At 40.2% G+C, this 26,386-nt stretch carries 24 protein-coding genes; 13 read left to right on the top strand and 11 right to left on the bottom strand.

The genetic code is table 11. The features are described from left to right. Positions 1–142 precede the first annotated feature (142 nt). From ABJF57_RS07050 to ABJF57_RS07040, 3 genes are all read left to right on the top strand, one after another. Positions 143–3,271 carry a T9SS type A sorting domain-containing protein gene (locus ABJF57_RS07050; RefSeq protein ID WP_462233734.1) on the top strand — a complete coding sequence of 1,043 codons (3,129 nt, stop codon included), beginning with the start codon at positions 143–145 and terminating at the stop codon, positions 3,269–3,271. Then, positions 3,268–3,747 (top strand): hypothetical protein, encoded by a 480-nt coding sequence (locus ABJF57_RS07045; RefSeq protein WP_462233732.1) that lies wholly within the window; start codon positions 3,268–3,270, stop codon positions 3,745–3,747. The genes ABJF57_RS07050 and ABJF57_RS07045 overlap by 4 nt, the downstream gene beginning before the upstream one ends. 72 nt (positions 3,748–3,819) lie before the next feature. Next, complete coding sequence (locus ABJF57_RS07040) at positions 3,820–3,993, top strand: hypothetical protein (protein ID WP_462233730.1); 174 nt, start codon at positions 3,820–3,822, stop codon at positions 3,991–3,993. Between the two features lie 58 nt (positions 3,994–4,051). On the opposite strand, the gene ABJF57_RS07035 is transcribed toward ABJF57_RS07040, so the two are convergent. Genes ABJF57_RS07035 through smc form a run of 3 tightly spaced genes read right to left on the bottom strand, consistent with a single transcriptional unit; the run spans position 4,052 to position 9,168 of the window. After that, positions 4,052–4,657, bottom strand: a complete 606-nt coding sequence (locus ABJF57_RS07035) for a DinB family protein (RefSeq protein WP_462233728.1) — start codon at positions 4,655–4,657, stop codon at positions 4,052–4,054. Between the two features lie 59 nt (positions 4,658–4,716). Beyond that, positions 4,717–5,634 (bottom strand): hypothetical protein, encoded by a 918-nt coding sequence (locus tag ABJF57_RS07030; protein WP_462233726.1) that lies wholly within the window; start codon positions 5,632–5,634, stop codon positions 4,717–4,719. Between the two features lie 12 nt (positions 5,635–5,646). Then, a complete protein-coding gene (gene smc, locus ABJF57_RS07025) occupies positions 5,647–9,168 on the bottom strand; it encodes a chromosome segregation protein SMC (protein ID WP_462233724.1) in 3,522 nt (1,173 codons plus the stop codon). Positions 9,169–9,467: 299 nt separating this feature from the next. Here smc and ABJF57_RS07020 point away from each other — a divergent pair, with 299 nt between their 5' ends. Further along, positions 9,468–9,836: a response regulator gene (locus ABJF57_RS07020; protein ID WP_462233722.1), complete on the top strand. Its 369-nt coding sequence runs from the start codon at positions 9,468–9,470 to the stop codon at positions 9,834–9,836. Between the two features lie 47 nt (positions 9,837–9,883). Further along, entirely contained in the window at positions 9,884–10,387 is a 504-nt protein-coding gene (locus ABJF57_RS07015; protein WP_462233720.1) for a hypothetical protein, read from the top strand. 1 nt (position 10,388) lies between these two features. Here ABJF57_RS07015 and ABJF57_RS07010 read toward each other — a convergent pair whose 3' ends face one another. Next, positions 10,389–10,778, bottom strand: a complete 390-nt coding sequence (locus ABJF57_RS07010) for a cytidine deaminase (RefSeq protein ID WP_462233718.1) — start codon at positions 10,776–10,778, stop codon at positions 10,389–10,391. Positions 10,779–10,867: 89 nt separating this feature from the next. Between ABJF57_RS07010 and ABJF57_RS07005 the strand changes: the two genes are divergently transcribed. Beyond that, on the top strand, positions 10,868–11,371 hold the full coding sequence (locus tag ABJF57_RS07005) for a nuclear transport factor 2 family protein (RefSeq protein ID WP_462233717.1): 504 nt from the start codon (positions 10,868–10,870) through the stop codon (positions 11,369–11,371). Between the two features lie 34 nt (positions 11,372–11,405). Beyond that, complete coding sequence (locus ABJF57_RS07000) at positions 11,406–11,801, top strand: PAS domain-containing protein (RefSeq protein ID WP_462233715.1); 396 nt, start codon at positions 11,406–11,408, stop codon at positions 11,799–11,801. Between the two features lie 98 nt (positions 11,802–11,899). Here ABJF57_RS07000 and ABJF57_RS06995 read toward each other — a convergent pair whose 3' ends face one another. From ABJF57_RS06995 to ABJF57_RS06980, 4 genes are all read right to left on the bottom strand, one after another. Beyond that, entirely contained in the window at positions 11,900–13,186 is a 1,287-nt protein-coding gene (locus ABJF57_RS06995; protein WP_462233713.1) for a citrate synthase, read from the bottom strand. A 70-nt stretch (positions 13,187–13,256) separates the two neighbouring features. Further along, positions 13,257–14,081 carry a prohibitin family protein gene (locus tag ABJF57_RS06990; protein WP_462233711.1) on the bottom strand — a complete coding sequence of 275 codons (825 nt, stop codon included), beginning with the start codon at positions 14,079–14,081 and terminating at the stop codon, positions 13,257–13,259. A gap of 63 nt (positions 14,082–14,144) precedes the next feature. Further along, positions 14,145–16,505 carry a penicillin acylase family protein gene (locus tag ABJF57_RS06985; RefSeq protein ID WP_462233709.1) on the bottom strand — a complete coding sequence of 787 codons (2,361 nt, stop codon included), beginning with the start codon at positions 16,503–16,505 and terminating at the stop codon, positions 14,145–14,147. A 59-nt stretch (positions 16,506–16,564) separates the two neighbouring features. Next, complete coding sequence (locus ABJF57_RS06980; RefSeq protein WP_462233707.1) at positions 16,565–19,792, bottom strand: WD40/YVTN/BNR-like repeat-containing protein; 3,228 nt, start codon at positions 19,790–19,792, stop codon at positions 16,565–16,567. Between the two features lie 51 nt (positions 19,793–19,843). Between ABJF57_RS06980 and ABJF57_RS06975 the strand changes: the two genes are divergently transcribed. After that, positions 19,844–20,341 carry an OmpA family protein gene (locus ABJF57_RS06975; RefSeq protein ID WP_462233706.1) on the top strand — a complete coding sequence of 166 codons (498 nt, stop codon included), beginning with the start codon at positions 19,844–19,846 and terminating at the stop codon, positions 20,339–20,341. Positions 20,342–20,346: 5 nt separating this feature from the next. Here ABJF57_RS06975 and ABJF57_RS06970 read toward each other — a convergent pair whose 3' ends face one another. Continuing rightward, entirely contained in the window at positions 20,347–20,745 is a 399-nt protein-coding gene (locus ABJF57_RS06970) for a winged helix-turn-helix domain-containing protein (protein WP_462233704.1), read from the bottom strand. An 87-nt stretch (positions 20,746–20,832) separates the two neighbouring features. Between ABJF57_RS06970 and ABJF57_RS06965 the strand changes: the two genes are divergently transcribed. Further along, positions 20,833–21,279 (top strand): hypothetical protein, encoded by a 447-nt coding sequence (locus ABJF57_RS06965; protein ID WP_462233703.1) that lies wholly within the window; start codon positions 20,833–20,835, stop codon positions 21,277–21,279. A 7-nt stretch (positions 21,280–21,286) separates the two neighbouring features. On the opposite strand, the gene ABJF57_RS06960 is transcribed toward ABJF57_RS06965, so the two are convergent. Continuing rightward, entirely contained in the window at positions 21,287–21,862 is a 576-nt protein-coding gene (locus ABJF57_RS06960; protein WP_462233701.1) for a hypothetical protein, read from the bottom strand. Positions 21,863–21,927: 65 nt separating this feature from the next. Here ABJF57_RS06960 and ABJF57_RS06955 point away from each other — a divergent pair, with 65 nt between their 5' ends. Next, positions 21,928–23,007, top strand: coding sequence for an AI-2E family transporter (locus ABJF57_RS06955; protein ID WP_462233699.1), 1,080 nt, complete (start codon positions 21,928–21,930; stop codon positions 23,005–23,007). On the opposite strand, the gene tyrS is transcribed toward ABJF57_RS06955, so the two are convergent. Next, positions 23,008–24,285 (bottom strand): tyrosine--tRNA ligase, encoded by a 1,278-nt coding sequence (gene tyrS / locus ABJF57_RS06950; RefSeq protein ID WP_462233697.1) that lies wholly within the window; start codon positions 24,283–24,285, stop codon positions 23,008–23,010. 266 nt (positions 24,286–24,551) lie between these two features. On the opposite strand from tyrS, the gene ku reads away from it, so the two are divergent. The 3 genes from ku to ABJF57_RS06935 are packed head-to-tail and all read left to right on the top strand — an operon-like array spanning position 24,552 to position 26,368. After that, positions 24,552–25,391: a non-homologous end joining protein Ku gene (gene ku / locus ABJF57_RS06945; RefSeq protein WP_462233695.1), complete on the top strand. Its 840-nt coding sequence runs from the start codon at positions 24,552–24,554 to the stop codon at positions 25,389–25,391. After that, positions 25,392–26,003: a tetratricopeptide repeat protein gene (locus ABJF57_RS06940; RefSeq protein ID WP_462233694.1), complete on the top strand. Its 612-nt coding sequence runs from the start codon at positions 25,392–25,394 to the stop codon at positions 26,001–26,003. Next, on the top strand, positions 26,000–26,368 hold the full coding sequence (locus ABJF57_RS06935) for a hypothetical protein (RefSeq protein ID WP_462233692.1): 369 nt from the start codon (positions 26,000–26,002) through the stop codon (positions 26,366–26,368). Before ABJF57_RS06940 ends, ABJF57_RS06935 begins: the two co-directional genes overlap by 4 nt. The last annotated feature ends 18 nt before the right edge of the window (positions 26,369–26,386 follow it).

Genomic DNA, 26,386 nt, shown 5'->3' with positions numbered 1-26,386 from the left:
TTGTTGAGGTGGAATTTGGGTTGAGAAACATGATGATTTGAGTTTACTGCTCCCAGAATTACATGATCACATCGAAATTCTTTTCCATGTAAGGTGAGGGTATGTTATCTTGCTTTTTTGTACCATCAGGAATTAAATAGTTATGAGAAGATTTTCGCCCTATTTAGGCATTTGCCTGCTTTCTTTTAGTGTTTTCTATTTCTTAAGACCCGAAGACCCCAAGCAAGATTGGATTGAATTCATTGAAAACCATCCTTATAATCAGAAGAGTGATTTAAAGAAAATTCAAGAACTTCCTAAGCAGGATCGTCCTGATTTGGCAATGCAGCAAAACTTCTTGATGACTGTAGACCCAAAAACCAAAACCGTACCAACTGATCGCATGGTCAGCGCATTCGAAAAACAAAAGCGCAGCAGAATTTTGACTGATGCAATTTCTGGCGTTTCATGGCAGGAAGAAGGGCCAAACAATATAGGAGGAAGAACACGTGCTTTGATGTGGGATCCCAATGACGACACACATTCTAAGCTTTGGGCTGCTGGAGTCGCCGGAGGAATTTGGTTCAATAATAATGTAATTAGCGGCACTTCATCCTGGCAGAATGTGGATGATTTCATGGCTAATTTGGCAGTAACAACCTTGGCTTATGACCCCAATAACACTCAAACCTTTTATGCTGGCACCGGTGAAGGGTACTTTAATGGAGGGTCAGTGAGGGGCGCTGGTATTTTTAGATCCATTGATGCAGGTGCCAACTGGACTCAAATCAGCTCTACTGCTAATGCTACTTTCAATTACGTTCAAAGAGTAGTGATAACCGCGGCAGGAACTATTCTGGCATCTACAAGAGATGGAGGGTTACAACGTTCGGCAGATGGAGGAAATACTTGGACATCAGTACTTAACATCAATTCTGCTGGTGCAACAAATTCAAGAGCTAATGACATAGACATTGCAGCAAATGGTGACATATATGCTTCAATGGGTATTTTCTCCGATGGAAGTATTCATAGATCAACAGACGATGGACTGTCCTGGACAGCAGTAACACCTGTTGGAGGCAGCCCGCAACGAATAGAAGTGGCAGTCGCTCCATCAGCAAGTAGTACGACTGAAACGACAGTTATGTATGCCGTTTCTTCTCGAGGTTCAAACGTAGAATGGTTTAAGAAAACAATGGATGGAGGAACCACATGGACAGATATAACGATTCCAAAATATAGATCACAAAATTGTGAAGAAAGCTCCGATGACTTCACCAGGGGCCAGGCATGGTATGATTTGGCGTTGGCAGTCAATCCTGAGAATGCGGATGTGATAATTGCTGGTGGTATTAATGTTTCCAGGTCAGATGACGGAGGAGAGACAATGGCTGAAGTTTCTTACTGGACAGGAGGGTGTGACTCCTATGTTCATGCGGATATTCATATGATTCTTTTCAGACCAGATCATCCCAATGAAGCGGTGATTGGGAGTGATGGTGGTGTAAGCTATTCTTTCCAGGTTGGCTCATCTGTGAACCCCACATTTACAGATAGAAACAAAGATTATAACGTCACTCAATTCTATTCTACAGCGGCACAAAATGCGGTTGATGTAGGTTATTATATTGCTGGAGCACAAGATAACGGGACGCAGAGATTTTTAGATGCAGCAGGCATGACGACCGTCAGTATCAATGGAGGAGATGGCGCTTTTTGTTTTATTGATCAGGATGATAACAACTTTCAAATAACCTCATATGTGTACAATGTGTATGATTTACATAATTCAAATGGAGGTAAGATTGGGTCATTGGTGGATGATCAAGACAAAGGAAGATTCATAAATCCTGCTGATTATGATAATGCAGCAAATATCCTTTACTCAGCTGGAGAAGCTAACAGATTGATGCGAATAACCGGTATCACTTCTGGAAACCCGAGTTCACAAGCTTCTATTTCAGTCGCAATGAATGGAGGACAGATATCAACAATTCGTGCGGATGCTTATGCAGACAACAGAATTTTTGTAGGGACAGATAGAGGTGAAATTTTTAGAATGGATGAAGCCAACGACACGCCGATAGTAACTGAAATAACTTCCAACATCTCTACAGGTGGCTATGTGTCATGCATCGATATAGGAGCGTCTGATGATGAGCTTGTTGTTACGTTTTCAAATTTCGGTGTTATTTCTGTGTGGTACTCAAATGATGGAGGGACTACATGGGTAGATAAGGACAACGATGCAAGTCTTCCAGATGTGCCAGTAAGATGGGCGCTTTTCAATCCTAAAAATACCAAAGAAGTAATGCTAGCTACTGAATTGGGCGTTTGGTCAACTTCAGATATTACAGCTTCCAATCCCGGATGGGAACAGTCTTCTGAAAACCTTGCAAATGTCCGATGTGATATGCTTCAATACAGATCAAGTGATAATTTGGTGCTTGTGGCAACGCATGGTAGAGGATTGTTTACAACCAAAGTTTTTGATGGTCTAGTTGCTCCAACGGATTTTGATGTGAGTCAAGACGCAGATTTTGTAACGCTGTCTTGGACAGATAATAGCAGTAATGAGTCAAATTATATTGTCGAAAGATCTGTTGATGATGAATCTTCCTATGAAGTAATTGCTACGTTAGACCCTGATACTGAAACGTATCAAGATGCTATACTTTCTACAAATCAAACCTATTTCTACCGAGTTTATGGAACATCAGCTTCGAGTGGTGATTCCAGGACTATAGAGGGTAGCATTCTTAGTATCCCTGGCGTTCCTACATTGGCAGAAGCTACAAACGTTACTGCTGAAGAGTTTACAATTAATTGGACTGTAGCGGATGGAGCGACACAGTTTTTTGTTGATGTTTCAGAGGTTGAAGATTTCTCGACCTTTTTGATTGGATATCAAAATAGATTGGTGACAGGTTTGAGTTTGGATATAAGCGACAGACTGAGCGGAACTTATTTCTATCGAGTAGCAGGTTTGAACGGTTCTGGTAGATCTGAATATTCTCAAGTAGGTACAACCGCATTAGATCCTCTTTCAGTGATTGACAATGAGCTGATCTGCTATCCTAACCCTACCGATGGTGAGTTTTCTCTGAAAGGAGTTTCGAGTCAAGCTACATTCGAAATGTTCAATGTGTTAGGACAAAAAGTAAATTTTGAATCCAGAGGAGGGAGTGGAGAATTTCAGTTCGATATTTCAACCCTGGAAAACGGTTCTTATATTTTAAAAATCAATGACATATCGGGTTCAAGAACTCAAACTCTCCTGAAAAAATGAGATATTTAATTATCATACTCCTTGCCACTTTAGGTTGCAAATCGACTTCTAAGAATGGTCAGACTCCAACTGGTGAAAGTACTCCAAACGTGTTTCAGGAGGTGAGTCGTGAAATGACCAATTCGGGTATTTATGTTAAGCTTAAGAACACAAGCGAGATACCGCAAAGCATTTTGAATCCTATGAAACAAAGTATCGAGAGAAATGTGGATGGAGAATGGAAGAAAGTAGGAGTGCTCTATTGTGATTGTGGAGGTCCACCTTGTCCTGCGCCTCCTAATGAGCAATCGGTGGAACCCAGTGGCACTTTTATATTCTCTTGGGATTTGATGGTTGAAGAGTGTAAGTCTGATCAAAATGGGCGAAGCACTGTTAAAGATCGAGCGACTAAGGGTGAGTATAGAGCTATTTATCAGTTTAGAGCTGAGGTAGGAGGAGATAGGAAGGAAGTTGTTGTCAATTTCTCTGTGGATTAGAAAATTACCCAAAAATGGGTATTGATATTCAGTGTTCAAGCATAGAGATTAGCATATTACTAATCGCAAGCAATGAACGTTTCCATAATATCTACCTATAAAGAGGGAAAATCCTCTGAAAACAAGTCTCGTAAGATTTCAAAAGTACTTCTTGAAATTGCTGAGACTCACTTGAAATCCCCAGAGACCAGCCACTTTATTTCTTTGGATGGTGTGGAGAAAGTGCGAAAAAAACTGGCATCTTAAATGAGTATATAAGAGAGGTCTGAGCTACTAATTCAGACCTCCTTGAGTTTTTAAAAGATCACTTCGGGTAATTGGCGCTCGCCATGATCTCTTTGATTTGATTGGTATGTCGTTCTGTGTGTCCGGACATAAATAAGATTCCTTGATATGTATCAATCAATCCGAAAGGAAACTGCAAAAAATGATTTCGGAGATCAGCATCTGTAGATTTGACGAATTTCATATTTGATTTCCTTCTGTCCTTAAATGCTTTTAAGGTTCCATCAAATCCATCAAAACTATTTGTTGGTTCGAATTCTTTACGTGTTTTTACTTTTTGTTCACGACTCGTGATTAATCCAAGAATCTGGTCATCACTCATGGCTACTTCAGACCTTTTGGAGGGATCACTTTCTCCTTCTAGTCCACCTTGAATCATTCCAATGAGGTTCTTTTCAGAGATGGCTATATGCTCAAGGCATTCCGCAATAGACCATGAGTTTTCGTCCATTTTAAAATTTACTTGATTTTCTTCAAGCCCATTGACCAAAGAAACCAGTTCACTTTGCGTTGCTTTTAAATGGGTTAGGGCTTTTTTCCTTTCAGTATTGCTAATGGTTGTCTGCGAAAGAGCTACTGAAACAGTAAGAAGGATGGCTAATGTTAGAATTGTCTTTTTCATCATTGTTGTCATGTTTTAATCGATTGACGAAGGAAGCACTAATTTTTGGACAATGCGAGCGTTTATTCTTCCAATGACAAAAGAAACCCAATGGAGAAGTTAGATTCGCTATCGAAAATATAGGAATAGGTAGGCTCCAGGTAGAGCGCGTTATAAATCACATTTCCTGCTCTTAGTTTTTCATTATCTGATGGATACGTACTTGGCTTACCTAAAACAAAGTACCTGTTTTCTGAATCTTCAATTTCATCCTTCATGAATTCATAAATCATTCCTCCCAGCATGAAGCAGAGGTGCCGGTTTTTCTCAGGAACCTCAAGCAACGCATCTCTCACCTCTCGAAACACAGTGGTATCTTGAATATCGCCAAGGAAGTATTTTGAACCATGGATTTCAATATTTAATGTATCATCGTTTTCTACCCACGCTATTTTCGAATTTCCGGATCCAATATCGACTAAAAATGACTCGCCGATGAATTCTTTTGGGATTGTGGCAATAAGCGCATATTCAGCTTCAGTCTTAGCATCAATGGAATTAATGGCTAAATTATCATTCGCTAAGCCAGATTTAATTTCTGAAATAATATCTGCCCTTACAGCACTGGAACTTGCCAAAATGTGAATGTTTTTTCTAGCTACTCCCTTAGTTAGAATTTCCTTTCTAAACTCATCAATCTTATCTAATATTTCGCGAGTAGTATTTACTCCATATATAATGTTACTTCTTCCATAGGATGCATTTATTAGCTGCCACCTCTTTTGAGCATCAATTTCTGCGATGAAATAGTTAAGTCCCAGAGCTCCCAGCTCAATTGCTGCATATAACGTTCCCTTCACTGGTATGGGAGGCTGATAATCAAATACTCTTGCCCTTTCTACCTGCTCAACAGCCTTATTTTTGGTATCTGTTTTTCTTTGTTCAGAACTACAGCCAATTGTTATTGCCAGTATGAAACAAATCTGGATTATAAGTTTCATTAGATTAAAATATTAAGCTAACTCCCGTAAATCTACAGGAACCACTTTAGAAACGCCTTGTTCTTGCATTGTCACACCATAAATTACATCTGTACTTGCCATCGTTCTTTTGTTATGAGTTACAATTATAAACTGAGACTCTTTCGAAAATTTTCGAATAATCTCATTGAACTTATCAATATTGGCGTCATCCAAAGGAGCATCCACCTCATCGAATATACAAAAAGGAGCTGGCTTAAGCAGATAAATGGAGAATAGGAGTGAAGTTGCAGTCAAAGTTTTTTCACCACCTGAAAGTTGATTTATTGTGAGGGGACGCTTTCCTTTCGGCTTTGCAATGATGTCAATTGAACTTTCCAGCGGCTGATCAGGATTGGTTAATATAAGGTCACAGTCATCTTCTTCTGTGAAAAGTGTTCTAAAAACTTTAATGAAGTTGTCCTTAATATGTTGGAAGGCTTCCATGAAGGTTTCTTTTGCAACCTCATCAATTTCGCTAATTGTGGTAAGAAGGGATTCTTTCGCATTTATAAGGTCTTCTTTTTGACTGATGATGAATGTATGCCTTTCTTGAATCTCTTCGTAGGCCTCCATTGCCATTGGGTTAATAGGCCCCATGTTGTCAAGCCTGTTGCGAAGTTTGTCAACCTTATTTCTCAACTCATCTTCTGAGAATTTTTTATAGTCAGCAGTTTCTTCCTCTTTGACTTGTTCCAGATTGATGTTGAATTCTACAGACAATCGATCTTTGACAGAATTCAATCCAATTTTTGCATCATTGAGCTTATTCTGCCATTCCATAAGGGCGTGATCAATTCCTTCACGTCTTCTCTGCGTTTCCCTTAAATTCTTTTCTTCCTCATCAATGATGCTTCGAGCTTCGTAATACTCTTTTTCCACCTCATTCACTCCTCCCTCCAGGGATTCTTTTTCATCATACATGCCAACTAATTCATCATCACTCGCAGTGCTTTTTTTCACTAGCTCATTTAGATTAGCCGTAGCATTTTCAAGTTCTTGTTTATTGTGCTCAATTCGCTCAATCGAAGATTCGTACGATTCTTCCTTGAAGGAGATTTCCTGGAGAATGCTATTCAGTTTATTTTGACGTTGGTGGAATACAACATTTTCTTCATTGTAGACTGTTGATTTGATATCCAGCGCTTCTTGCAAAGTGAGTGCTTCTTCTTTTTTAGCTTCCACACTTTTTTCAAGCTCCGTCAGTTCTTCTTTTTCTTTTTCTGCTTGTGGACGTAGCGTTTCCAAAGCTTGTTCAAGTTCTACAATTTGCTGTTGGATGTCTTCTCTTCGGTTCTTGTTGGAAGTCAATAACTCAGCGAATTGTTCTTGCTTCGTTTGTACAGAAACCTCCATTTCCTTTATTCGCGCCAGTTCTTCCTTCACTTCTTCTAGCTGAGACGCTTTTGAGGAAAGTCGAAGTTCTTCCAATTGCACTTGTTGCTTTCCAATGATTTGCTCTGAAGCCGCTTGTTTTTTCTTTAAGTCTTTGATCTCGACTTCTAACTTTTCCAGATTTTTAGCTCTACCAATGCGCTTTCCTTCAAAGAGACCTATCGATCCACCAGAGATACTATATCTTCTAAAAGTTACTTTTCCTTCCTTGTCGAGAAGTACCACATTTTCATTCTCGATTTGAGTGGGGTTTGGAGATATGTATACATTCCAAAGCAAATGATTAATGAGATTCTGATATTTAGAGTCAAAGTCAATCAGATCAATGGCAGCCTTGCTTTCTTTGGGCGGCTTTGCACTTTCTAGTTTATGATTTTTTAGATTTTCTAGGATGAAAAAATTGGCCTTTCCACGCGTTGATTCACTGAGTAGGGTTACAGCGTTCAAAGCATCTGCTTTAGTCTCTACAATATAGTAGTTCATAAAGGGCTCCAGAAAATTTTCGATTGTGACACGGTATTCTTCAGGACAACTCAAAACATCAGAAAGGAGCGGAGCTTCCTTCCATGTTGGATTCTTCTTGAGGAACTTAATTGCTTCAGGAAAACCTTCGAGGTTATCTACCAATGACTTGGTTAGGTTGAACTCGTTCTGTCGCGCATCCAAGCTTCGGTTTATTTTTGCCAATTCTTCTCTGGCATTTGCTAGCCGTTCTTCCGTATCTGCGATTTGTTCCTTCAAACTCTCTTCGTTCGATTTTAACTGATCGTAGATGGATTGTTTCTCATTCTTCTGGCTTCCGATTTCCTCTAGCCGATTCTTGAACTCTTCCAGGTTTGCACTTTTCTCACTTGAGTCTTCGCTGGTTTTGCTCAACTCGTTCATCATAGATTTGAGCTGAATGTCTTTGATTTCAATTTCTTTGCTTAGCTGAAATTGATGATCTTTTTTCTCGGAATGATACTGATTGAGCGAATTCAGCTTTTCTTGAGCTTCTGTGGTAAGATTTTTTTGTGACTCGTAATCACTTTTGAGTGTTTCTACTTTAGAAAGTATGGCTGTAACGTCCTTTTCTACTTCACGAGCTTCGTTTCTTAAGCCTTCAAGCGATGTTGCAGCTCTTTCACTACTTTGTTTGTCCTGACTGATCTGTTCCTTTAGATTATCAATTTTATCATTTAGGAATTTCTGTCGCTCGTTTTTAATCTTTTTATCACTCTCATATTGTCTAATGGTACTGACGTGCTCATTGAGCGTTTTTTGCCGTGATGATAGCAACTTTTCTTTGGTAATCAGATCCGCCTTCGCTTTTTCAATAGCAGCTTCCTTTTCATTCACCAGACCATTAAGAGCTAATTTTTTATCATTTTCTTCTTGAATTTGTTGTTGGATCATATCAAAATGCTCCTGCTGATTGTTCATGGCCTTCTTGGCAAGAGCTATGCTGGATTTTTTGTAGTCGTCTTTAAGTTCATAATACTTTTTTGCTTGTGAAGCTTGACGTTCCAGAGATTTCAGATTTTTCTCTATTTCGAAAAGTAAATCCTCCACTCGCTCCAAATCGGCATCAGTGTCACTTAGTTTTTTTAACGTCTCCTTCTTTCGAATCTTAAATTTTGAGATTCCAGCAGCTTCCTCAAATAGCGCACGTCTAGAATTATCCTTATCATTTAGGATGTCATCCACCATCTTCAATTCAATAATCGCATAGCTATTGGAAGCGATGCCTGTATCAAGGAAGAGATTGGTGATGTCCTTTAAGCGGCAGGTCACTCCATTTAGTAAATACTCACTTTCTCCAGAGCGATAGTATCTACGAGTAATGGTAACCTGAGCATATTCAGTGGGAATTAAATTCTTTGTATTGTTGAACGTAAGTGAAACCTCTGCGAGTTGAGTTGGCTTTCTGGCCTTCGTTCCATTGAAGATTACGTTCTCCATTTTATCAGATCGAAGAACTCGTGATTTTTGCTCACCGAGTACCCATCTGATGGAATCAACTACATTAGACTTTCCACATCCATTAGGACCTACTATACCAGTAATGCCCTCATCGAAATTAATTACTACCCGATCGGCAAAGCTTTTGAAACCCTTTATCTCTAATTTTGTTAATTGCATGCAGAGTACATTCTGTCCTTGACGGTGAAGCGGACAAAAATATAAGATTCGTTCGCAACTAGGTGTTTAGAAATTGAAATTGTTTCCTTGATTTATCCACCTTTTTTCCCCATTGGACACATTCATTCGTTTAGATCAATTATTCATGTAATTATTTAAATGATTAATCGAATGATTATAGGGTAATCCAAATGTTCGTTGCATTATTGTAACAAACACAGACAAATGTGAGAATAACTTAACTTTTTAATAAAAGTCAATTATTTTTAATAAACATAGATAGCAAGTAGATTCTTAATATGGACAAACCCACCATTTTGTATGTGGACGATGATCAGTTCAACATTACCCTCTTCGAATTCAATTTTAAGAATGAGTTCGAAATACTTAATGCTACGTCCGGGTCAGAAGCTCTAAGCCTAATCAAGGAGCATGATGAAATTGCTGCTATTGTAAGTGATGTACGCATGCCTGAAATGGATGGCATTGAGTTCATCACCAAAGTAAAGGAGACAAAAGAAAGTCTACCTTGTTTTTTACTTACAGGGTATGGTGGTGCTCAGGAAGTAGTTGACGCTATTGATCAAAACCTCATAGTGGGCTATTTCAGCAAGCCATTTGATAAGGAAAACATTATCACAACATTAAAGTCTACGATAAACGATTAAGTCGCTGTAATAGCGCATATTCATTCCTCTTTTTCTAACTTAGCTGCATGGACGATTTTAGTTTTTGGTGGTACATCATAGCAGCTGTAATCTATTTTATCACGCGAGGAAAGAAGAAAAAAGAGCAGCAGCCGAATGCTCGTCCAGGATCTGAAAATAACCCTCCTCCAAGTCAGCCCAAATCTTTTGAAGACTTGCTACGAGAAATAACTGAAGGTAGGACCGAAGAAGAGCCAACCATAGAGCAAGAACCGGTGGTAATTGAGCCTCAAGAAACTGAAGAGGAAAGAAGAAGGTTAGAGGGGGAGCGCAGGGCTTTTGCGGATGATGAAAGCAGAAGAGTTTATGAGGAGTCAATTAAGATGGCTGAGGGCTCAGACATTGAGTTTGCACCAGATGAAAACTTCCGAGAACCAAGATTGTTTAAGGGAGGTTCACAAGAAGAAGAGGAAGAAGAATGGTCTATTGCTGATGAGATTCGTGACGGATTAAGCACTTCAGAGGCGAAAAAAGCAGTTATTTACAGCGAAATTCTTACTCGGAGGTATTAAACTAATCTTTGTTCAGATCAAATGCATGTGGCAAGAGATCGCTTGCCTTATGTGAATTGGACTCTGATTTATCGCAGAAGCTAACTATTGTTGGATTACCAAACTCATGAATAACCTGTCTACATGCTCCGCATGGAGGAGTAGGGGTTGCAGTAGGAGTGTAGACCACAAGTTTTTCTATTTCAATGCTTCCTTCCTGATTAACCGCTTGGGCTATAGCGTTTCGCTCAGCACATATCGTAAGTCCATAAGAAGCATTCTCCACGTTGCATCCTGTATAAAGGTTTCCTGATTTAGTTAGTAAGGCACAACCGACTTTAAACTTACTGTAAGGTGCATACGCATGTTTTGAGGCATTTTTGGCAGCCTCCTTTAGTTGATTTTCAGACATATGAATTTGTTGCGAGATTTTAAATTAGTCTCCTTGAATTTGATACAACCTATTTTTTTGTAGTTTGCATTACAAACATTTAACAATTTATGAAATATTTATTGCTAGGGTTGGTTACGATGATGTTTAGTTGTACCACTCCCTCTACTACTGCTCCTACGGTGATTACTGATGAAGATGAGGCTTTGCTTAGAGCTTTTAAAACCGTCTCATGGCCCAAAGCATACGGTGAACAAGATACGGTGTTACTGGATGAGCTCTTGCACGATGATTTTCAGATGATTGATGATAATGGGGATATATATACGAAGGCCGATGAGCTTGCATATGTGGCAAACTATGGTCCAAGCTATGATGAATTTGATTTTGAAATCACTCGGCTAGATATTTTCGAAAATGGAACTGCCATAATCTCTGGAGTAGGTACCATGAAAGGTGTAGAAGCAGGAGTGCCAGGACAACCCGGGCAGGCTTATATCACTAAGTACAAGTCCAGCAATGTCTTGATAAAAGTTGACGGCAAGTGGAGAGCAATTAGTAGCCACGTAAGCGGAGTAAAGGAAGAAAAATTCCCAATGGCACCTACAGAATGATTTAAATTGTAAAGACATTTCAAACACCCTAGTCATGCTTTCTCAGTTGGATCCAGAAAAACTTGATGCAAAGTCTCGAAAGATGCTTGATTATTTTCTGAATAAGGATAATGTAAGCGTTTTCTGTAAAGACATTGAATCTAAATTTTTCAATTGTAATGCTTCTTTTTTGAGCGACTGTGATGAAGGGTCGGTTACCACACTAATTGGAAAAACTGATTATGATCTGTCATGGACAAAAGAGCAAGCTGCATATTTCCGTCTTGTTGATAGAGATGTGATGGAGAATGACATGCCTAGAATGGGTATCGTTGAAGAACAGACTAGCAGGAGCCGAAGAAAAAGGTGGATTGAGACAAATAAATTTCCTCTGAAAGATCCAGATGGATCTGTTGTGGGCTTGTTAGGTTTTTATGTGGAACGGCTTTGAGTGACTAGCTTGTAGCTGGATCACCCAAAAATCAAATTTGTAGTGCATCAAAAAAGCCCACATACTGGTGGGCTTTAATATTGTTTGCGTGAGAATTTTTACCGCTTAGAAATATCTGAATAATCTCTTTCATTCATTCCTGTATAAACCTGTCTGGGTCTTCCGATAGGCTCACCCTTTTCTCTCATTTCTTTCCACTGAGCAATCCACCCTGGAAGTCTTCCAAGAGCAAACATTACCGTAAACATATCAGTAGGGATACCAAGGGCTCTGTAAATTATTCCCGAATAGAAGTCTACATTCGGGTAAAGCTTTCTTTCTACGAAATATTCATCCCTCAAAGCTTCTTCTTCCAAACCTTTAGCAATATCCAATACCGGATCAACTACTCCTAGTTTCTCGAGCACATCATCCGCAGCTTTCTTGATGATTCTCGCTCTTGGATCAAAATTTTTGTAAACTCTATGTCCAAATCCCATCAATCTAAATGGATCGTCTTTGTCTTTGGCCTTAGCCATCCACTTCTTCGTGTCTCCACCATCTGCTTTGATGTTTTCTAACATTTCAATCACCGCTTGATTGGCTCCACCGTGGAGAGGACCCCATAGCGCATTGATACCAGCCGAAATGGACGCCCATAAACTTGCTTGACTGGATCCAACAATTCTTACCGTAGAAGCCGAGCAGTTCTGCTCATGATCCGCATGCAAAATGAGAAGCTTATCGAGCGCAGTAGCCACTACCGGATCAACTTCATAATCGTCTGCAGGAAGCGCAAACATCATGTTAAGGAAGTTTCCACAGTAATCTTTCTTATTGTTAGGATAGATCACCGGGTGACCAACTTTTTTCTTATATGCCCAAGCAGCAAAGGTCGGCATCTTAGCAAGTAGTCTAATAATGCCTAGTTCTGTTTCTTCTTTTGATCTGTTAGGATCAAGGCTGTTTGGGTAAAAAGCAGTCTGTGCTGTGATCAAAGAAGAAAGAACCCCCATTGGATGGGCAGCAGACGGAAATCCATCCAATATTTTCTTAATATCCTCATTTACTAAAGTATGATGAGTGATGTCTCCAGCAAACTTGTCGAATGTCGTCTTATTTGGAAGCTCGCCATAAATCAGCAAGTAGGCAACTTCCAAAAAAGTAGAATTATCAGCTAACTGCTCAATGGGATAACCTCTGTATCGGAGAATCCCTTTTTCGCCATCAAGAAATGTGATTGCACTTTCACAAGAACCTGTGTTTTTAAATCCCCTGTCTAGCGTGATAACTCCAGACTTACCTCTAAACGAGCTTATGTCGATAGCGTGTTCGTTCTCCGTACCTACAGTTACAGGTAACTCATATGTTTGACCATCGAGGGTTATTTGAGCTGTTTTTGACATGTTATTTATTCTTCTTTTGCTGATTTAAAAATTTCCACGAAATTAATGATTTTAATCCAAATTTTGAAGGCTAGTTGCCATTCAAAATGAGCGGAAGTCCTCCGTCTTTGCCTCCGATTACAATTACTTTTGCGTTCGGTGAGTTGGCAATATTCATCGTCGCCTCAATTCCTCGCATTTTAAGGAGTTCGTCTGTTAAACTGCTGTTGATGATTTTGTTTGCTGCTGCTTCACCTTCTGCTGCAATTCGCTTTCTTTCTGCCTCACTTTTTTCTCTATCCAATCTAAATTTGTAGGCAAGAGCTTCCTGTTCTTGCTTGAGCTTATTTTCAATCGCTGTTTTTATTTGTTCAGGAAGTTTAATTGATCTTATTAATAAGCTTTTCATTTCTACTTCATTACCTGGAGCTCCAAGTACCAGCCTGGTCTCTTCCTTTATGGCAGCTTCCACTTCGGGTCTTTTGGTCGAATAGATTTCTTCTGCTGTGTAGCGACCCATTACCTGCCGAACGGTAGATCGTCCCTCAGGGATAACCAATCGTTGAATGTAATCGCCTCTAAAGTTCTCTTGGATTGTTCCTATTGCATCATATTTAGGATGGAAACGCACGGTTACATCTACACTTATGCTCAATCCATTCTTGTCAAGCACATCCATTGTTTCTTCGATTTTACTTTCAGATACCTCGTATACGTAAATATCATTCCAAGGAGCTTTTACATTCCATCCTGGCCCGATGATGTTTTCTTTTTCAAGAGTTCCGCTAAGGGCGCGGAAAAGTACGGCTCTTTCTGAAGCTTCAATTCGGTAAAAAATGCGGTTAAAAGCAGATAATAGCACAATGAAGGCTATGATTGCTATGATTACAAAAGGTAAGTATTTTCTGTTATCCATGTTGATATGGTTAGGGTTTTATCAATTTTGACGTAAAGGTAACATGAAGCGACTGCCTCAAGTTCAGTCGATGGGTTTCAAAACCAGTTTATTTTGTGATTGTTTGATTTGATCATGGTTCATTTCCATTTTTCGGAATTCTCCTTGGACGAACATCTCAGCCTGGTCATCATAGTATGGACTAAAGTAATTGCCTGATTGTCCGGTGGGTAGAATACTCCAGCTGTTATTTCTAACATCAGCGAAATCTACAATTCTGCGTGTTGATGGACCAAATAAAATGATCTGTTCAGGAGATTCTTCATACGTATACCCCATGTTGTTCAGGACTTCATTTGCCCCTGATGCAGAGAATTTTCCAACATTTAAAAAACCAACAACATCTCCCATCGCATGTTTATGGTTGAGTTTATGTGAATCTCCCCATTTCCACTGGGTGTAATCATCCCCCCAGACTTTTGATAGCTCGGCAATGGTAACCTCAAATGCCTTTTGAATGATGTCTGTCCTTGTCTCCTTTCCTTCGGTGGTCACATCATCCCACCAGGGAGTATTCCTGTTTTTGATTAAATGTTCAGCAGATACTTTGTATGTATGTGTCTTTTTATAAATCGGCCATAATTCATCGCCTATTTCATCCTTCAGTGCAATTCTTAAAATTTCGTTTGACCACTTCTGAAATATGAGTGGTCTAAAGTCATTTTTGCTGAAATCGCACTTCCATTGAATGAGCTCTCTCAACAAATCACCTCTTTCCGTGTCTTTGATTGCATGAAGCAAAATTCCTTTGATTGCCTCATGCTTCATGGATTTGTCATCCAACAGCATAACCTTAACATCATCTACCGTGATATTATTTGATTGGTCAAGTATTTCAGCAATGCGCTGAGCTCTATCGTCTGGGAGGTAATAGCCTGAATAAAGCACGCCATCAACCGTGTCTGGTTGATTATTAGCACTATGTACATATCCCCAGGGCGGATTAATCGCATGTGGATTTTTATCAAACTCATACGTTGACACAGGATCATCGTATCCGGTAGATCCGTCATAGAACGTTTTGCTTGTTCGTTCATCTTTTCTTGTCATGAGTTTACCAACTGCCCACCAAGCTACATTACCAGCTGAATCGCCATACATGATGTTGAGTCCCGGACCATGTATCCGAGAAGCTGCGCTTTCCAATTCACCTATGCTATTTGAAGTCACAAATCCATAAACGGACTCTATCATATAACTGGGAAAGTTGGCGGTGACCCAATACATGCTGACAATGTCATCCAGGGGTTCATCTTGAAGGATATCAGAAACAATGGGCCCATGAACTGTGGAGCGAATGTTAAATGAAACGGTATCTTCACCTTTTACTTTTATTGTTTCTTTTTGCAAGTCAATGGCTTTCCACTCACCATTATGCATGTATAGCGTAGAATCTTCTGGATGTATCTCCTCCACGTAAAAGTCCATGTCGTCATTTTCAAACATCGTTAAGCCTGTAGCTTGCTTCTCAGAATGCATCAGTAGGGGGAAGGGAGCTCCTGGGATATGGTATCCATAGTACTCATTTTCAGGAGAGATTATGTGGGATTCATACCATACGGATGGTTGAGAAAAAGCGATGTGAGGATCGTTGGATAGAATGACCTTGCCACTTTTGGTTTTATCACCGGAAAGTACCCAGCTATTGCTTCCAATGAATTCAGGGATGTTCATCCGATCAAGGATGGCAAGTGTTTTTACTGCTTGTTTCGCATAACGATTATCAAACGACTTCAAAGTGGATTCACCTTCGTAATGGTAGATGTTCAGATCTTGGAGATAGACCGTGTCCAGCTTAGTGGCAAGCTCTGTTAACACAGGATCAGTAATTTGAGCATTGGAAAAACTGAAAGCCATGTATGTCAGGGTCTCGAAGATGTTTTGAACTTCAAATGGCTCCACATCTAAACCGAGTATGGTATGCTCTAATGGCTTGGAGTTGTTAGCGATGTATTCATTTATACCATCTATATAAGCATCAACAAGCGGAAGACTTTCGTGATTTCTTTTTACATAAACCTCAGCGGATTCCTTTGAATAAGAACTCAAACCCATAGTTCTCAGGTATTTGTCAACCTGAATCATATCAGGGCCGAAAAGCTCAGACAGTCGACCACTTCCAACATGACGCATCAAATCCATTTGCCATAGCCGCTCCCTGGCATGAAGATAGCCGAGTGAGCGATAGGCGTCTATTTGATTATTCGCATAAATATGCGGAATGCCAAACTCGGTAAAATAGACATCCGCATTTTCGCTCAACCCGCTTAGTCGTTCTTCTCCTGAATATGAGGGAGTGAGCGATGTTTTTATATAGAATGCATAGGAGGTAATTGTGACTATTATCAATAGGAACAAGATTCCCAATATTTTAAGAAACTTCATAAGTTGATTTTGAAGTAAAATAAAAAAGCCGTCTCAATTTGTGACGGCTTTTTATTTAGTTATTCCTTTATTTCTTCATAGTCCTTGAAAGGGGAAGTGTCTAGCTTTTCTACAGCTTCCCTAAATTCGGACCACTTTTCGGTATAATACCCATTAACCATCTCCATTGCTTCGGCAAGGTCATCCTCGAATTTTTTAATGAGTTTATTCTCTGTTGCTCCAGGAGCGTGAAGTGCGTTTCCTACATACCGAGTGGCTCCAAAGTATGAATTATTTACGCTGTTTGGAGTTCCTCGTGTGATTCCTTGACGCTTGTCCTCTTTACCCATAAAGGCATCTAGCATACTATTCAAAGTATCCAAAGTAGACTTACACAATTCCAGTTGTTCCTTGTATCCTTCTTTGTCTTTTTCTTTGAGGTCGCTTTGAATTCCTTTCACGATATCTAGACTTTCTTTCAAACGATCAACCGCTTTTACTCCCATGGAGTACTTGGCCTCAAGTGATTTCAGTGCATCGTATTGCGCTTTTATGGCTGCACTAGACATCTCAATTCTCGGGTCGTATCTTACCTCAACGTTGGTAGAATCCTTCTGATCACCAAATGTAAACCTCACTTTGTACGTGCCCGGAAGAACGGTAACCCCACCTGGCTCACTAGTGCGTCGCCTGTTTCTGCGGCTCATGTAATTGGTGCCTTTTTCATTCATGTACCAGTACGTTCTGTGAATGCCATTCTCCTTTGGTGCTTTGAATTTAAGCGTTCTTATGATATCATCACCTTTCAAAATGTCAATGAAGGCTGAATCATAGGATACTTTGTCTTCTTCTGCATCTTTCATATCAGATACATCCTCCTTCTTTTTCTTTTTGGCTTTCTTCTTATCATCCGATTCTTCGTCCTTAGCTTCTTCCGGACGATTAATTGAATAACTCAGCATAGCTCCATAGGATCTATTCTCTCCGTTGTAAAGAGCGTCACCTCCGAATCTTGAGCCTTTGGGTTGCTGGTTGGATGCAACATAGGCCACAGGAGGATCATAAACACTCAGCACTTTATCCAGTGTTGACTTGCCATTTTTTGCAATTTTTCTAAGCGGGCGAATGTCATCCATTACCCAAATTGACCTACCGAACGTTCCGATGACTAGATCATGCTCTTCAGGATGAATAACTAAATCATAGGCGTTTGTGGTTGGGAAGCCCTCTGTCCATTTGGTCCAATTGGCTCCTGCATCTACCGAAACGTAAAGACCATCGTCTGTTCCCAGGAATAGCAATCTTGATTCTTCTGGATCTTCAACGATAGATAAGGCATAGCTTACCACATCATTACTGTCTACGATTCGCTCCCACGTTTGACCATAGTCTCGTGTGCGATATGCATAAGGGGTGTAGTTGAATCTTCTATAATCATTTGCGACCAGTAGTGCTTCTCCTTGGTTCTTATTGGAGGCTTTTATTTGAGTTATCCAGGTGCCAGCAGGAAGTCCAGGAAGGCTTCTACCCACATTGGTCCAACTGTCGCCACCATTTCTTGAGATTTGTACATTGCCATCATCTGTCCCTACCCAAAGGAGGTCTGAGTTCAGTGGAGATGGTTCGATTACGATTACGGTGCAATAGTTTTCTGCTCCGGTAGCATCCATTGTCAAACCTCCGCTTTCTCCTTGCTTTTGCTTTTCAGGATCATTCGTGGTAAGATCAGGAGATATGATGTCCCAGTTTTGACCGCCATCCACACTCTTGTGTACAAATTGACTTCCGAAATACACTACGGAAGGATTTTGTGGATCTCTGGCCATTCCAACATTCCAATTGAACCTGAGGTCAACATCTCCATCCGGGTAAGTAGGCCTTACAGTCTCGTTATATCCTGTTTTTCGATCATATATAGAGGCGTATCCTTGTTGAGAAGTGGAGATACCGTATCGACTATTTCGCGGGTCTGGAAGTACATCAAAACCATCTCCGAAAGATATTTCCTGCCAATAGTGGTTCCTGATGCCTTGAGCTTTCCAAACGTAAGCAGGTCCTGCCCAAGAACCATTGTCCTGCATACCACCATACACATTATAAGGTGTTTCATTGTCCACGTTGATGTGGTAGAACTGTCCTACAGGAAGGTTTGAGATAAATCTCCAGGTCTCACCTCTATCTCTCGTAATGTTCAGACCACCATCATTTCCATCCATCATGAAATTAGGATCTTCCGGATGGATATACCATGCATGGTGATCGGGATGAACTCCATTGTCCACGCCATAAGCACCCATAAGTCTGGAAAAAGATTTTCCGCCATCGACAGAAACATTTACGTAAGTGAAAATACTGTAGACACGATTTTCATTTACAGGATCAACATAGATTTCAAAATAATAGAAGGGCCTATTTCCAATGTCATTGTTGTCATTGATCTTACGCCACTTAAAACCTCCATCATCTGAGCGGTAAAGTGCATTTTTCTTTGATTCAATAATAGCATAAACCACATTAGGTCTAGATGGAGCTATTGCAATCCCCATTCTTCCTAATTCACCTTTTGGTAAGCCATCTTCTTCGGTTCGCTTCTCCCATGTTTCTCCGCCATCATGGGTTATGTAAAGTCCAGATCCTGGTCCTCCGGATTTGAAAAACCAAGGATCACGTTTATGCTCCCACATGGCCGCCATCAGTTTGTTAGGATTGCTTGGATCCATTACCAACTCGGCCGCTCCAGTGCGAATGTTGGTGAACAAAATTCGATTCCATGTGAGACCTCCATCAGTTGTCTTATACACGCCTCGTTCTTCATGTTCGCCCCAAGGTGAGCCAATGGCCGCCACAAATACAGTATTGGGTTTATTTGGGTGGATGATGATTCGGTGAATATGACGTGTTTTTTCCAGTCCCATCTTTTTCCATGTCTTGCCACCATCTAGCGTACGGTAAACACCGTCTCCACCATTGAGGGAATTCCTAGGATTGCCTTCTCCGGTGCCCACCCAAACAACTGATGGGTTGGACTGCTGAATAGCGACAGCACCAATGGAGGCGGTAGTTTGATCGTTGAATATCGGCTCCCAATCGATTCCTCCACTGGTGGATTTCCAAACACCGCCAGACGCTGAACCAATGTACATGATGTCGGGTTGATCGGTGACTACATCTATTGCAGTTACACGTCCTGACATACCAGCCGGCCCAATATTTCGAGGTGCCATATTTTTGAAAGCCTCCATATCTAGCTTTTGAGCAAAGGCTACTGAGCTGATGGTGAGAAGTAAAGTGAGTAATTTGTTCTTCATTTCTTATAGGTTACTTTTTAGAATCCCAGTAATTTAAAAAGGATAGAGCAGATGAATTGTCCGATAGTTGATGAATGGTTCAAAGGAAAGATGGATGTTCGAAACAAGGTGCTTCCTCATTCGTTTATTTTAAGCATGCGGTTTTTCGCGACCATGTTTCTAGCTTTTATAGCATCTTTTTCTGTTGCCCAAGATCCACCAGAGGCGTACATCCTTAAGAGTATTTACTTTGGGGGAGGTAGTTATTTTATTGATGAATACCAATTGGAGGAACTTAAGCAGCTTGTAGATTCTGTGAAGGATATTCGTGATTACACCATTACGATACACAGCCATACGGATAACATTGGTGGAGCAGAGTATAACGAATGGCTTTCTGAAATGCGCGGAGATGCAGTCATCGAAAGACTTTTGATATTAGACTTTAAGGCCAACCAGATTGAAAAGCGAGATTTTGGACAATTCAATCCAGTGTATGATAACAGAACATGGGAGGGCAGGCGCAGAAATAGACGCGTCGATATTATTTTCTGGCCCGTCGTTATGTAGCCAAATTAATGATGGCTTAAAATCATTTTAAGAATAAATAGAGCCCCAACGGTCAGTATCCAATAATAATTTGGTAGGATAGTAATGACCGGAAAAGAGACTTGAGGATGGATAGACTCTACTACGTATCCTTTTGTGGGTATTGTTTTGATTAAATCATTCCCAATTTTTTTTCGAAGCATTGAAATAGAGTGCGTTAATAGCTCTTGTCCACTGTTATAATTCCCCCAAATAGCATCAATTAGGAACTCTCTGGTAACAACTCTCCCTCTGTGTTTCAAAAGAATTATTAAGATTTTTGAAAGGCGAGGCTCCAGATATATGCTCTCTCCGCTTGTCCTATCTTTTAATTCGTTTCTATCCACTAGCAGCTCAAGCTGCGATGTAATCTTAATGGTTTTCATTTCTCAATGTTTTCTCAATGTTCTCATTCCTTATGGTTTGATGCTCCCTAAATATGTTTGACAAGTGTTTAAGAAAAAAGGTTATAAATGAAATTTAAGAAGTCCCAAAAAAATGTCGCAGTTACTATTTTGTGTGTTTATCTCATGACTTCAATTCATCATGTATACGGTGCATTGTTGTATGAGACACCATGGAGATACCACATTGCTTATCAAGGCTTCACATGGCTGATTTTATCCTATCTAATTCTTGTAGTTTCAGTTAGATGGGAGCGCCAATTTATTAAATGGATCTTCGTTGTTTTCGCTGGGTTTTTCTTTGTTGGAGCCATTGGGCTCTATGAAGGCTTATACAATCATGTGTTGAAGAACGTGCTGTATTATTTGAATTTTGATAGTGATTTACTGGTTGCTATGTATCCTCCTCCTAAGTATGAACTTCCAAATGATTTTCTCTTTGAAGTATCTGGCATACTTACCCTTGTAGTTAGTGCTTGGTGTCTAAAGACAATGATAGTGTATCTAAAAAAATGATTTTAGGCTATTTTTTGGGTGGGTTAATCATTATATGTGCTCTATGCGTGCCAGGGTTCATAATCCATGGTGCACCTGGAGCAGGGGGGCTTAATGGCATCCCTGTTGATTCCTCTGTTGCATAGGGAATGTAAATCACGTAGCGGGTATACAAATTGTCAATTTCTCCAGTTTCTTCGTTTGGCTCGCCAACCGTAACGTAAAGCGTTGCTTTGTCCGGCATCTCTAGCGTACCCGCAGCTACTTCTTCCTCTCTTTTATCAAAAACTTCTTTTGCATTCAGCCCTTGCTTCTTGAGTTCTCTGCCTCGAGTCATGAAGGGTTCTAGACTTTTGTGATATGCCGCGACACTGAATCCATCATTGGACGGATTATCCGCTATGCATACAAAATCATTGGTTCCTTCTTTTAACATCACAATATCTCCTGATTGATTGAAACCAAGCACTGTAGCTTCACTTCTTTGGTGTTCAGGCGCAGCAAGAACTGCTGTTTTAATCTGATAATCCTTATTTGGGACTTCTTGTCCAGTACAACTCAGGAGTAATAGAAAAAGCAAGGATAGTGAGGTGAGATTTTTCATGAATCAATGTTTTGAATTAGACTAAAGGTACCGGATTCCTGTGTGAATTCAATTATTTTGCAAGCATGAATTCACCGACAGAAACGGAACGCTCTCTGCGGCACATTAAGATCATTATGATGATTTTTTTGGGCATTGCTGTTCTTTATTTGATGCGAGAGCTATCAAACCTCTTGATTCCGTTGTTCTTTGCACTATTCTTTGCCGTTTTGTTTCAGCCCCTGGTTCACCTCTTTCAACGACTTTTTCCTGTGAGTGTAAGTATTGCATTGACCACACTGGTAACCATGACAGTGTTTTTCTTTATCGGCTTTGGTTTGTTCAATGTCATACAGGCACTTATTGAAAATGGAGATTCTATTCTTGACAGTATATCGAATGATCTCAGACCATTCATCAATGACTACACGGCCTATTTTGGAATCACGTTTAAGAAGGGAGAACTGAGAAGCTTGGTGACTGATATGTTTCAAACAAGTCAATTTTGGACGGTGTCTGGATCATTTATCAATACTGTGAGTGGAAAGGCGGCAGAGCTTCTTATGACAATTCTGTACTTCGCAGGACTTTTGGGTGCGATCACTCAATACGATCAAACAATAAGCTACCTCATTGGAACAACTGGTGAGGATAAGAAAAAATCATTGGAAGTCTTTAATCGAATTAAAGACTCTGTGGGCTCATACATCAAGGTTAAAACGCTTGTAAGCGTCATGACTGGTGTCGCTATTGGACTTATTTGCTGGTTTTTCGGGATTGACTATGCGGTGTTGTGGGGATTTCTTGCCCTTGTGCTCAATTACATTCCTTACATAGGATCATTGATTGCCATTATCCCACCCTTGGTGTTGGGAATCATTGACTCCAGCTCTGTATCTCAGGTGCTGGTGATATTTTTCTGCTTGGAAGGTGTACAACTTATCATGGGAAATGTCGTGGAGCCGAAACTCATGGGGGATTCGTTTTCCATGAATACCGTAGCGGTGCTCTTCGGTTTTGTGTTCTGGGCTTTTCTTTGGGGAACGGCAGGAATGTTACTTGCAGTTCCATTAACATTTCTGTTCAAAGTAATCCTTGAGAATATGTCTGATGCAGGAGTGGTTGTGCGCCTGATGGAAAAGAAAGAGTTGGTGAAAAAGAAGTGATCAATTCACTTTAATCAAAAAGTAGTTTTTCTTCCCTCTCTGAGCAAGCAAGTATTTGTTTTGCAGTAAATTGAATTCCACAGACTGATCGGGGGCCTCAATTTTGTTTTTATTGATGCTTACTCCTCCGCCTTGAATCATCTTTCTTGCCTCGCCTTTGGATTTAAAGATGATCTTTTGAGTGGTTTCACTTAAGAAAGTGGTCACATCGATTCCAGTCATGTCATTTTTACTTACCTCAGTTTGTGGTACGCCATCAAAAACCTGAAGCAATGTTTTCTCATCCAGGCTTTCCAAATCCTCAGTTGTAGACTTCCCAAATAGAATTGAGCTGGCCTTAATGGCAATGTCAAGATCCTCAGGAGAGTGAACGCGTGCGGTGATTTCATCAGCTAAAGTACGTTGAAGCAGCCGCTGATGTGGAGCTTCCTTATGTTCTGCAATCAAACCTTCGATTTCTTCTCGACCCTTAAGACTAAAAATCTTAATGTACTTCTCCACATCTTCGTCCGAAGAGTTGATCCAGTATTGATAGAACTGGTATGGCGATGTTTTCTCAGGATCTAGCCAAATATTACCACCTTCAGATTTTCCAAATTTGGAACCGTCGGCCTTGGTAATCAGGGGGGTAGTCATTGCAAAGGCTTCGCCTTGGTCTTTTCTTCTGATCAGCTCAGTACCCGTTACAATGTTTCCCCATTGGTCAGAGCCTCCAAGCTGAAGCTTAGCATTTTTATGTTTCCACAGGTAGTAGAAATCATATCCTTGCACTAGCTGGTAGGAAAATTCCGTAAACGAAAGTCCTGTTTCCAGCCTGGATTTAACTGAATCTTTGGACATCATGTAGTTGACAGTTATGTGCTTACCCACATCTCTGATAAATTCAAGAAAACTAAATTCTTTAAACCAGTCATAATTGTTCACTACTTCAGCCGCATTTTCTCCATCAAAAGACAAGAAACTCTCAAGCTGACTTTTAACGCATGCCAGGTTGTGATTGAGTGTCTCTTCATCCAATAGATTTCTTTCCGAGGCTTTTCCGGACGGATCTCCGACCATGCCAGTTGCACCGCCTACCAGCGCAAGAGGTTTGTGCCCACATCGTTGGAAATGAACCAATGTCATGATTTGCACCATGTTTCCAATGTGCAGTGAATCAGCGGTAGGATCGAACCCGATATAGGCAGTACTCATGCCTTTGTTTAGTTCCTCCTGAGTGCCCGGCATAATGTCGTGCACCATTCCTCGCCATTTCAATTCTTCTACGAAATCTTTCATTGTATTCATTTGAGCAGGCAAAAATAGATGTGTTGGTGGAGCGCGTCAACTTAATTTGGAGCTAATATCAAATTAAATCTGCTTTTTCTTACAGGAATGGTTATTTCTTAAGTATCTGAAAATTAAGTCATTATGTTTTCGATTGTCGAATGATATTTATCATTTATGCTTTTATAAAAAATTAATAATCAATAAGTTATATGCCTTTACTTTGATTAACAGTTAAAGATTTTTAATTTTCTGGCTTAATAAGTAAATTCATACCAATGCGAGCAATTTGGAAAGGACATATTCGATTCTCAATGGTCACGATTCCAATCAGAATCTACAATGCCATTGATACGGCTCAAAAGGTTCAATTCAACCTGCTGTCCAAGGAAACAAATAATCCGGTAAAGTATGAAAAACGGGATAAGGTAACAGGAGACGTGCTGCGTCAGGAAGATATCGTAAAAGGGTTTCAGTATGAACCTGGACAGTTTGTGATTGTTGAGCCGGACGATTTTGAAAAAGTCAAACTGAAGAGCACCAAGGTAATTGAGATCGAAGGCTTTGTGGATGCCCAGGAAGTACACGAGACATTATACGATTCACCCTATTTTGCAGGACCTGACGGAGATGTTGCGAGTAAGACCTATGCATTGCTGAGTCAAGCCCTTAGAGAATCTGGAAAGGTTGGAGTAGGAAAAGTGGTTCTACGCGATAGAGAAAGTGTGGTTTTGCTAACCCCACATGAGCGAGGTATTATGATCTATAAGCTTCGATACCCTAATGAAGTTAGAAGCATCAAGGATGTTCCCAACGTTCGCATAGAAGAAGAAGCAGAAGAAGAACAGTTGAAGCTTGCCAATATGTTGATCAAGTCGATGACGAAAAAATTCAAAAAAATCGGTCTTGAAGATAAATACAATGATGCTTTGCGCGACATGATTGATAATAAGATCAAGGGCAATGAGGTTGTATCATATATTGAAGAAGAGCCTGAGGTGGTAGATATTATGACTGCTCTGAAGGCGAGCATCGATCAGGCAAAAGATGCCAAGAAGCCTATGAAAAAGGCTGATAAAAAGGAAGTAGAAAAAGAAGATAAGCGCAAAGCTAGCTAAATGACAAAAGTTGTCCAATTTCCAGTAAGCCCCCCAGAGAAACTGGGTCCTAAAAAGGCAAGGAGGAGGAAGAAACCAAATCTGGAAGATTTTGGACAGTTGAATATGTTTGATCAGTTGCCAGATAAGACACCTGTTGTGGCTCTACCAAAAGCAGGATCTTTTTTTGAGGAGGCATTGGATTTGGACGAAGTTGGAGCTGACGATGCTGAAAAATACTATTTGCTGGCCATAGAGAATAACCAGTCAGTGGAAGATGCTTACTGCAATCTCGGTATTTTGAAATCAAGCCAGGGAAACCTGACCAAAGCAATTGATTACTTAACACAATGTTTGAAAAGGAGTCCACGTCACTTCGAAGCACATTACAACTTAGGGAACGTTTATTCTGATTTAGGGAATTTGGAACTTGCGAAAGTACATTATGAACTATCCACTCAAATTGAACCTGAGTATCCAAACAGCTTTTACAACCTCGGTTTGGTTCTTATTTCCATGAAAAGATATAAAGAAGCCATCCAGAGTATCAATAAATTCGTAGAATTAGCTCCAAGTACAGAACATCAAGTAGCTAATGAACTCATCAAAACCTTAAACGCTATAGCCAAATGACCAAAGACAAGCACCCAGTTCTGAGTGAACATTTTGAGCGACTCAAAGAACTCATGCCAGATGTGTATGCCAAGCACTTTCGTGAAGAGAAAGAGACAAAGAATCAAAAGCTTTTTCGAATGCTGAAACACTCGTTGGGAGTAATAGAAGCAGTCTACCTTCAGAACAACGATGATTTCTCCCTTTCCAAAGCTGAAGAGTATAGCAAAATCATTGAAGAATTGAAGGAGCTGGGTTACAGTTATTCAGGCCAGCCTGAACTGATGAATCTTGCCACACAATTCATGATCATGAAAGCCAAGAAGCCAATGGAAAAAGCCAAGGGAGGTGTTCCGAGAGAAAGTGACGATCGAAAAGCGGTTTAATTGGCGAAAGAAAGCTTA

The organism is Ekhidna sp., from assembly GCF_039940915.1.
Classification (GTDB): Bacteria; Bacteroidota; Bacteroidia; order Cytophagales; family Cyclobacteriaceae; genus Ekhidna.
Note: the sequence above shows the minus strand (reverse complement) of the source record. Positions and strands in the feature narration are given on the sequence as shown.

Coding starts and splice junctions, on each gene's coding strand:
- ABJF57_RS07050 (WP_462233734.1), top strand. CDS start 143: ATGAGAAGATTTTCGCCCTATTTAGGCATTTGCCTGCTTTCTTTTAGT.
- ABJF57_RS07045 (WP_462233732.1), top strand. CDS start 3,268: ATGAGATATTTAATTATCATACTCCTTGCCACTTTAGGTTGCAAATCG.
- ABJF57_RS07040 (WP_462233730.1), top strand. CDS start 3,820: ATGAACGTTTCCATAATATCTACCTATAAAGAGGGAAAATCCTCTGAA.
- ABJF57_RS07035 (WP_462233728.1), bottom strand. CDS start 4,657: ATGATGAAAAAGACAATTCTAACATTAGCCATCCTTCTTACTGTTTCA.
- ABJF57_RS07030 (WP_462233726.1), bottom strand. CDS start 5,634: ATGAAACTTATAATCCAGATTTGTTTCATACTGGCAATAACAATTGGC.
- smc (WP_462233724.1), bottom strand. CDS start 9,168: ATGCAATTAACAAAATTAGAGATAAAGGGTTTCAAAAGCTTTGCCGAT.
- ABJF57_RS07020 (WP_462233722.1), top strand. CDS start 9,468: ATGGACAAACCCACCATTTTGTATGTGGACGATGATCAGTTCAACATT.
- ABJF57_RS07015 (WP_462233720.1), top strand. CDS start 9,884: ATGGACGATTTTAGTTTTTGGTGGTACATCATAGCAGCTGTAATCTAT.
- ABJF57_RS07010 (WP_462233718.1), bottom strand. CDS start 10,778: ATGTCTGAAAATCAACTAAAGGAGGCTGCCAAAAATGCCTCAAAACAT.
- ABJF57_RS07005 (WP_462233717.1), top strand. CDS start 10,868: ATGAAATATTTATTGCTAGGGTTGGTTACGATGATGTTTAGTTGTACC.
- ABJF57_RS07000 (WP_462233715.1), top strand. CDS start 11,406: ATGCTTTCTCAGTTGGATCCAGAAAAACTTGATGCAAAGTCTCGAAAG.
- ABJF57_RS06995 (WP_462233713.1), bottom strand. CDS start 13,186: ATGTCAAAAACAGCTCAAATAACCCTCGATGGTCAAACATATGAGTTA.
- ABJF57_RS06990 (WP_462233711.1), bottom strand. CDS start 14,081: ATGGATAACAGAAAATACTTACCTTTTGTAATCATAGCAATCATAGCC.
- ABJF57_RS06985 (WP_462233709.1), bottom strand. CDS start 16,505: ATGAAGTTTCTTAAAATATTGGGAATCTTGTTCCTATTGATAATAGTC.
- ABJF57_RS06980 (WP_462233707.1), bottom strand. CDS start 19,792: ATGAAGAACAAATTACTCACTTTACTTCTCACCATCAGCTCAGTAGCC.
- ABJF57_RS06975 (WP_462233706.1), top strand. CDS start 19,844: ATGAATTGTCCGATAGTTGATGAATGGTTCAAAGGAAAGATGGATGTT.
- ABJF57_RS06970 (WP_462233704.1), bottom strand. CDS start 20,745: ATGAAAACCATTAAGATTACATCGCAGCTTGAGCTGCTAGTGGATAGA.
- ABJF57_RS06965 (WP_462233703.1), top strand. CDS start 20,833: ATGAAATTTAAGAAGTCCCAAAAAAATGTCGCAGTTACTATTTTGTGT.
- ABJF57_RS06960 (WP_462233701.1), bottom strand. CDS start 21,862: ATGAAAAATCTCACCTCACTATCCTTGCTTTTTCTATTACTCCTGAGT.
- ABJF57_RS06955 (WP_462233699.1), top strand. CDS start 21,928: ATGAATTCACCGACAGAAACGGAACGCTCTCTGCGGCACATTAAGATC.
- tyrS (WP_462233697.1), bottom strand. CDS start 24,285: ATGAAAGATTTCGTAGAAGAATTGAAATGGCGAGGAATGGTGCACGAC.
- ku (WP_462233695.1), top strand. CDS start 24,552: ATGCGAGCAATTTGGAAAGGACATATTCGATTCTCAATGGTCACGATT.
- ABJF57_RS06940 (WP_462233694.1), top strand. CDS start 25,392: ATGACAAAAGTTGTCCAATTTCCAGTAAGCCCCCCAGAGAAACTGGGT.
- ABJF57_RS06935 (WP_462233692.1), top strand. CDS start 26,000: ATGACCAAAGACAAGCACCCAGTTCTGAGTGAACATTTTGAGCGACTC.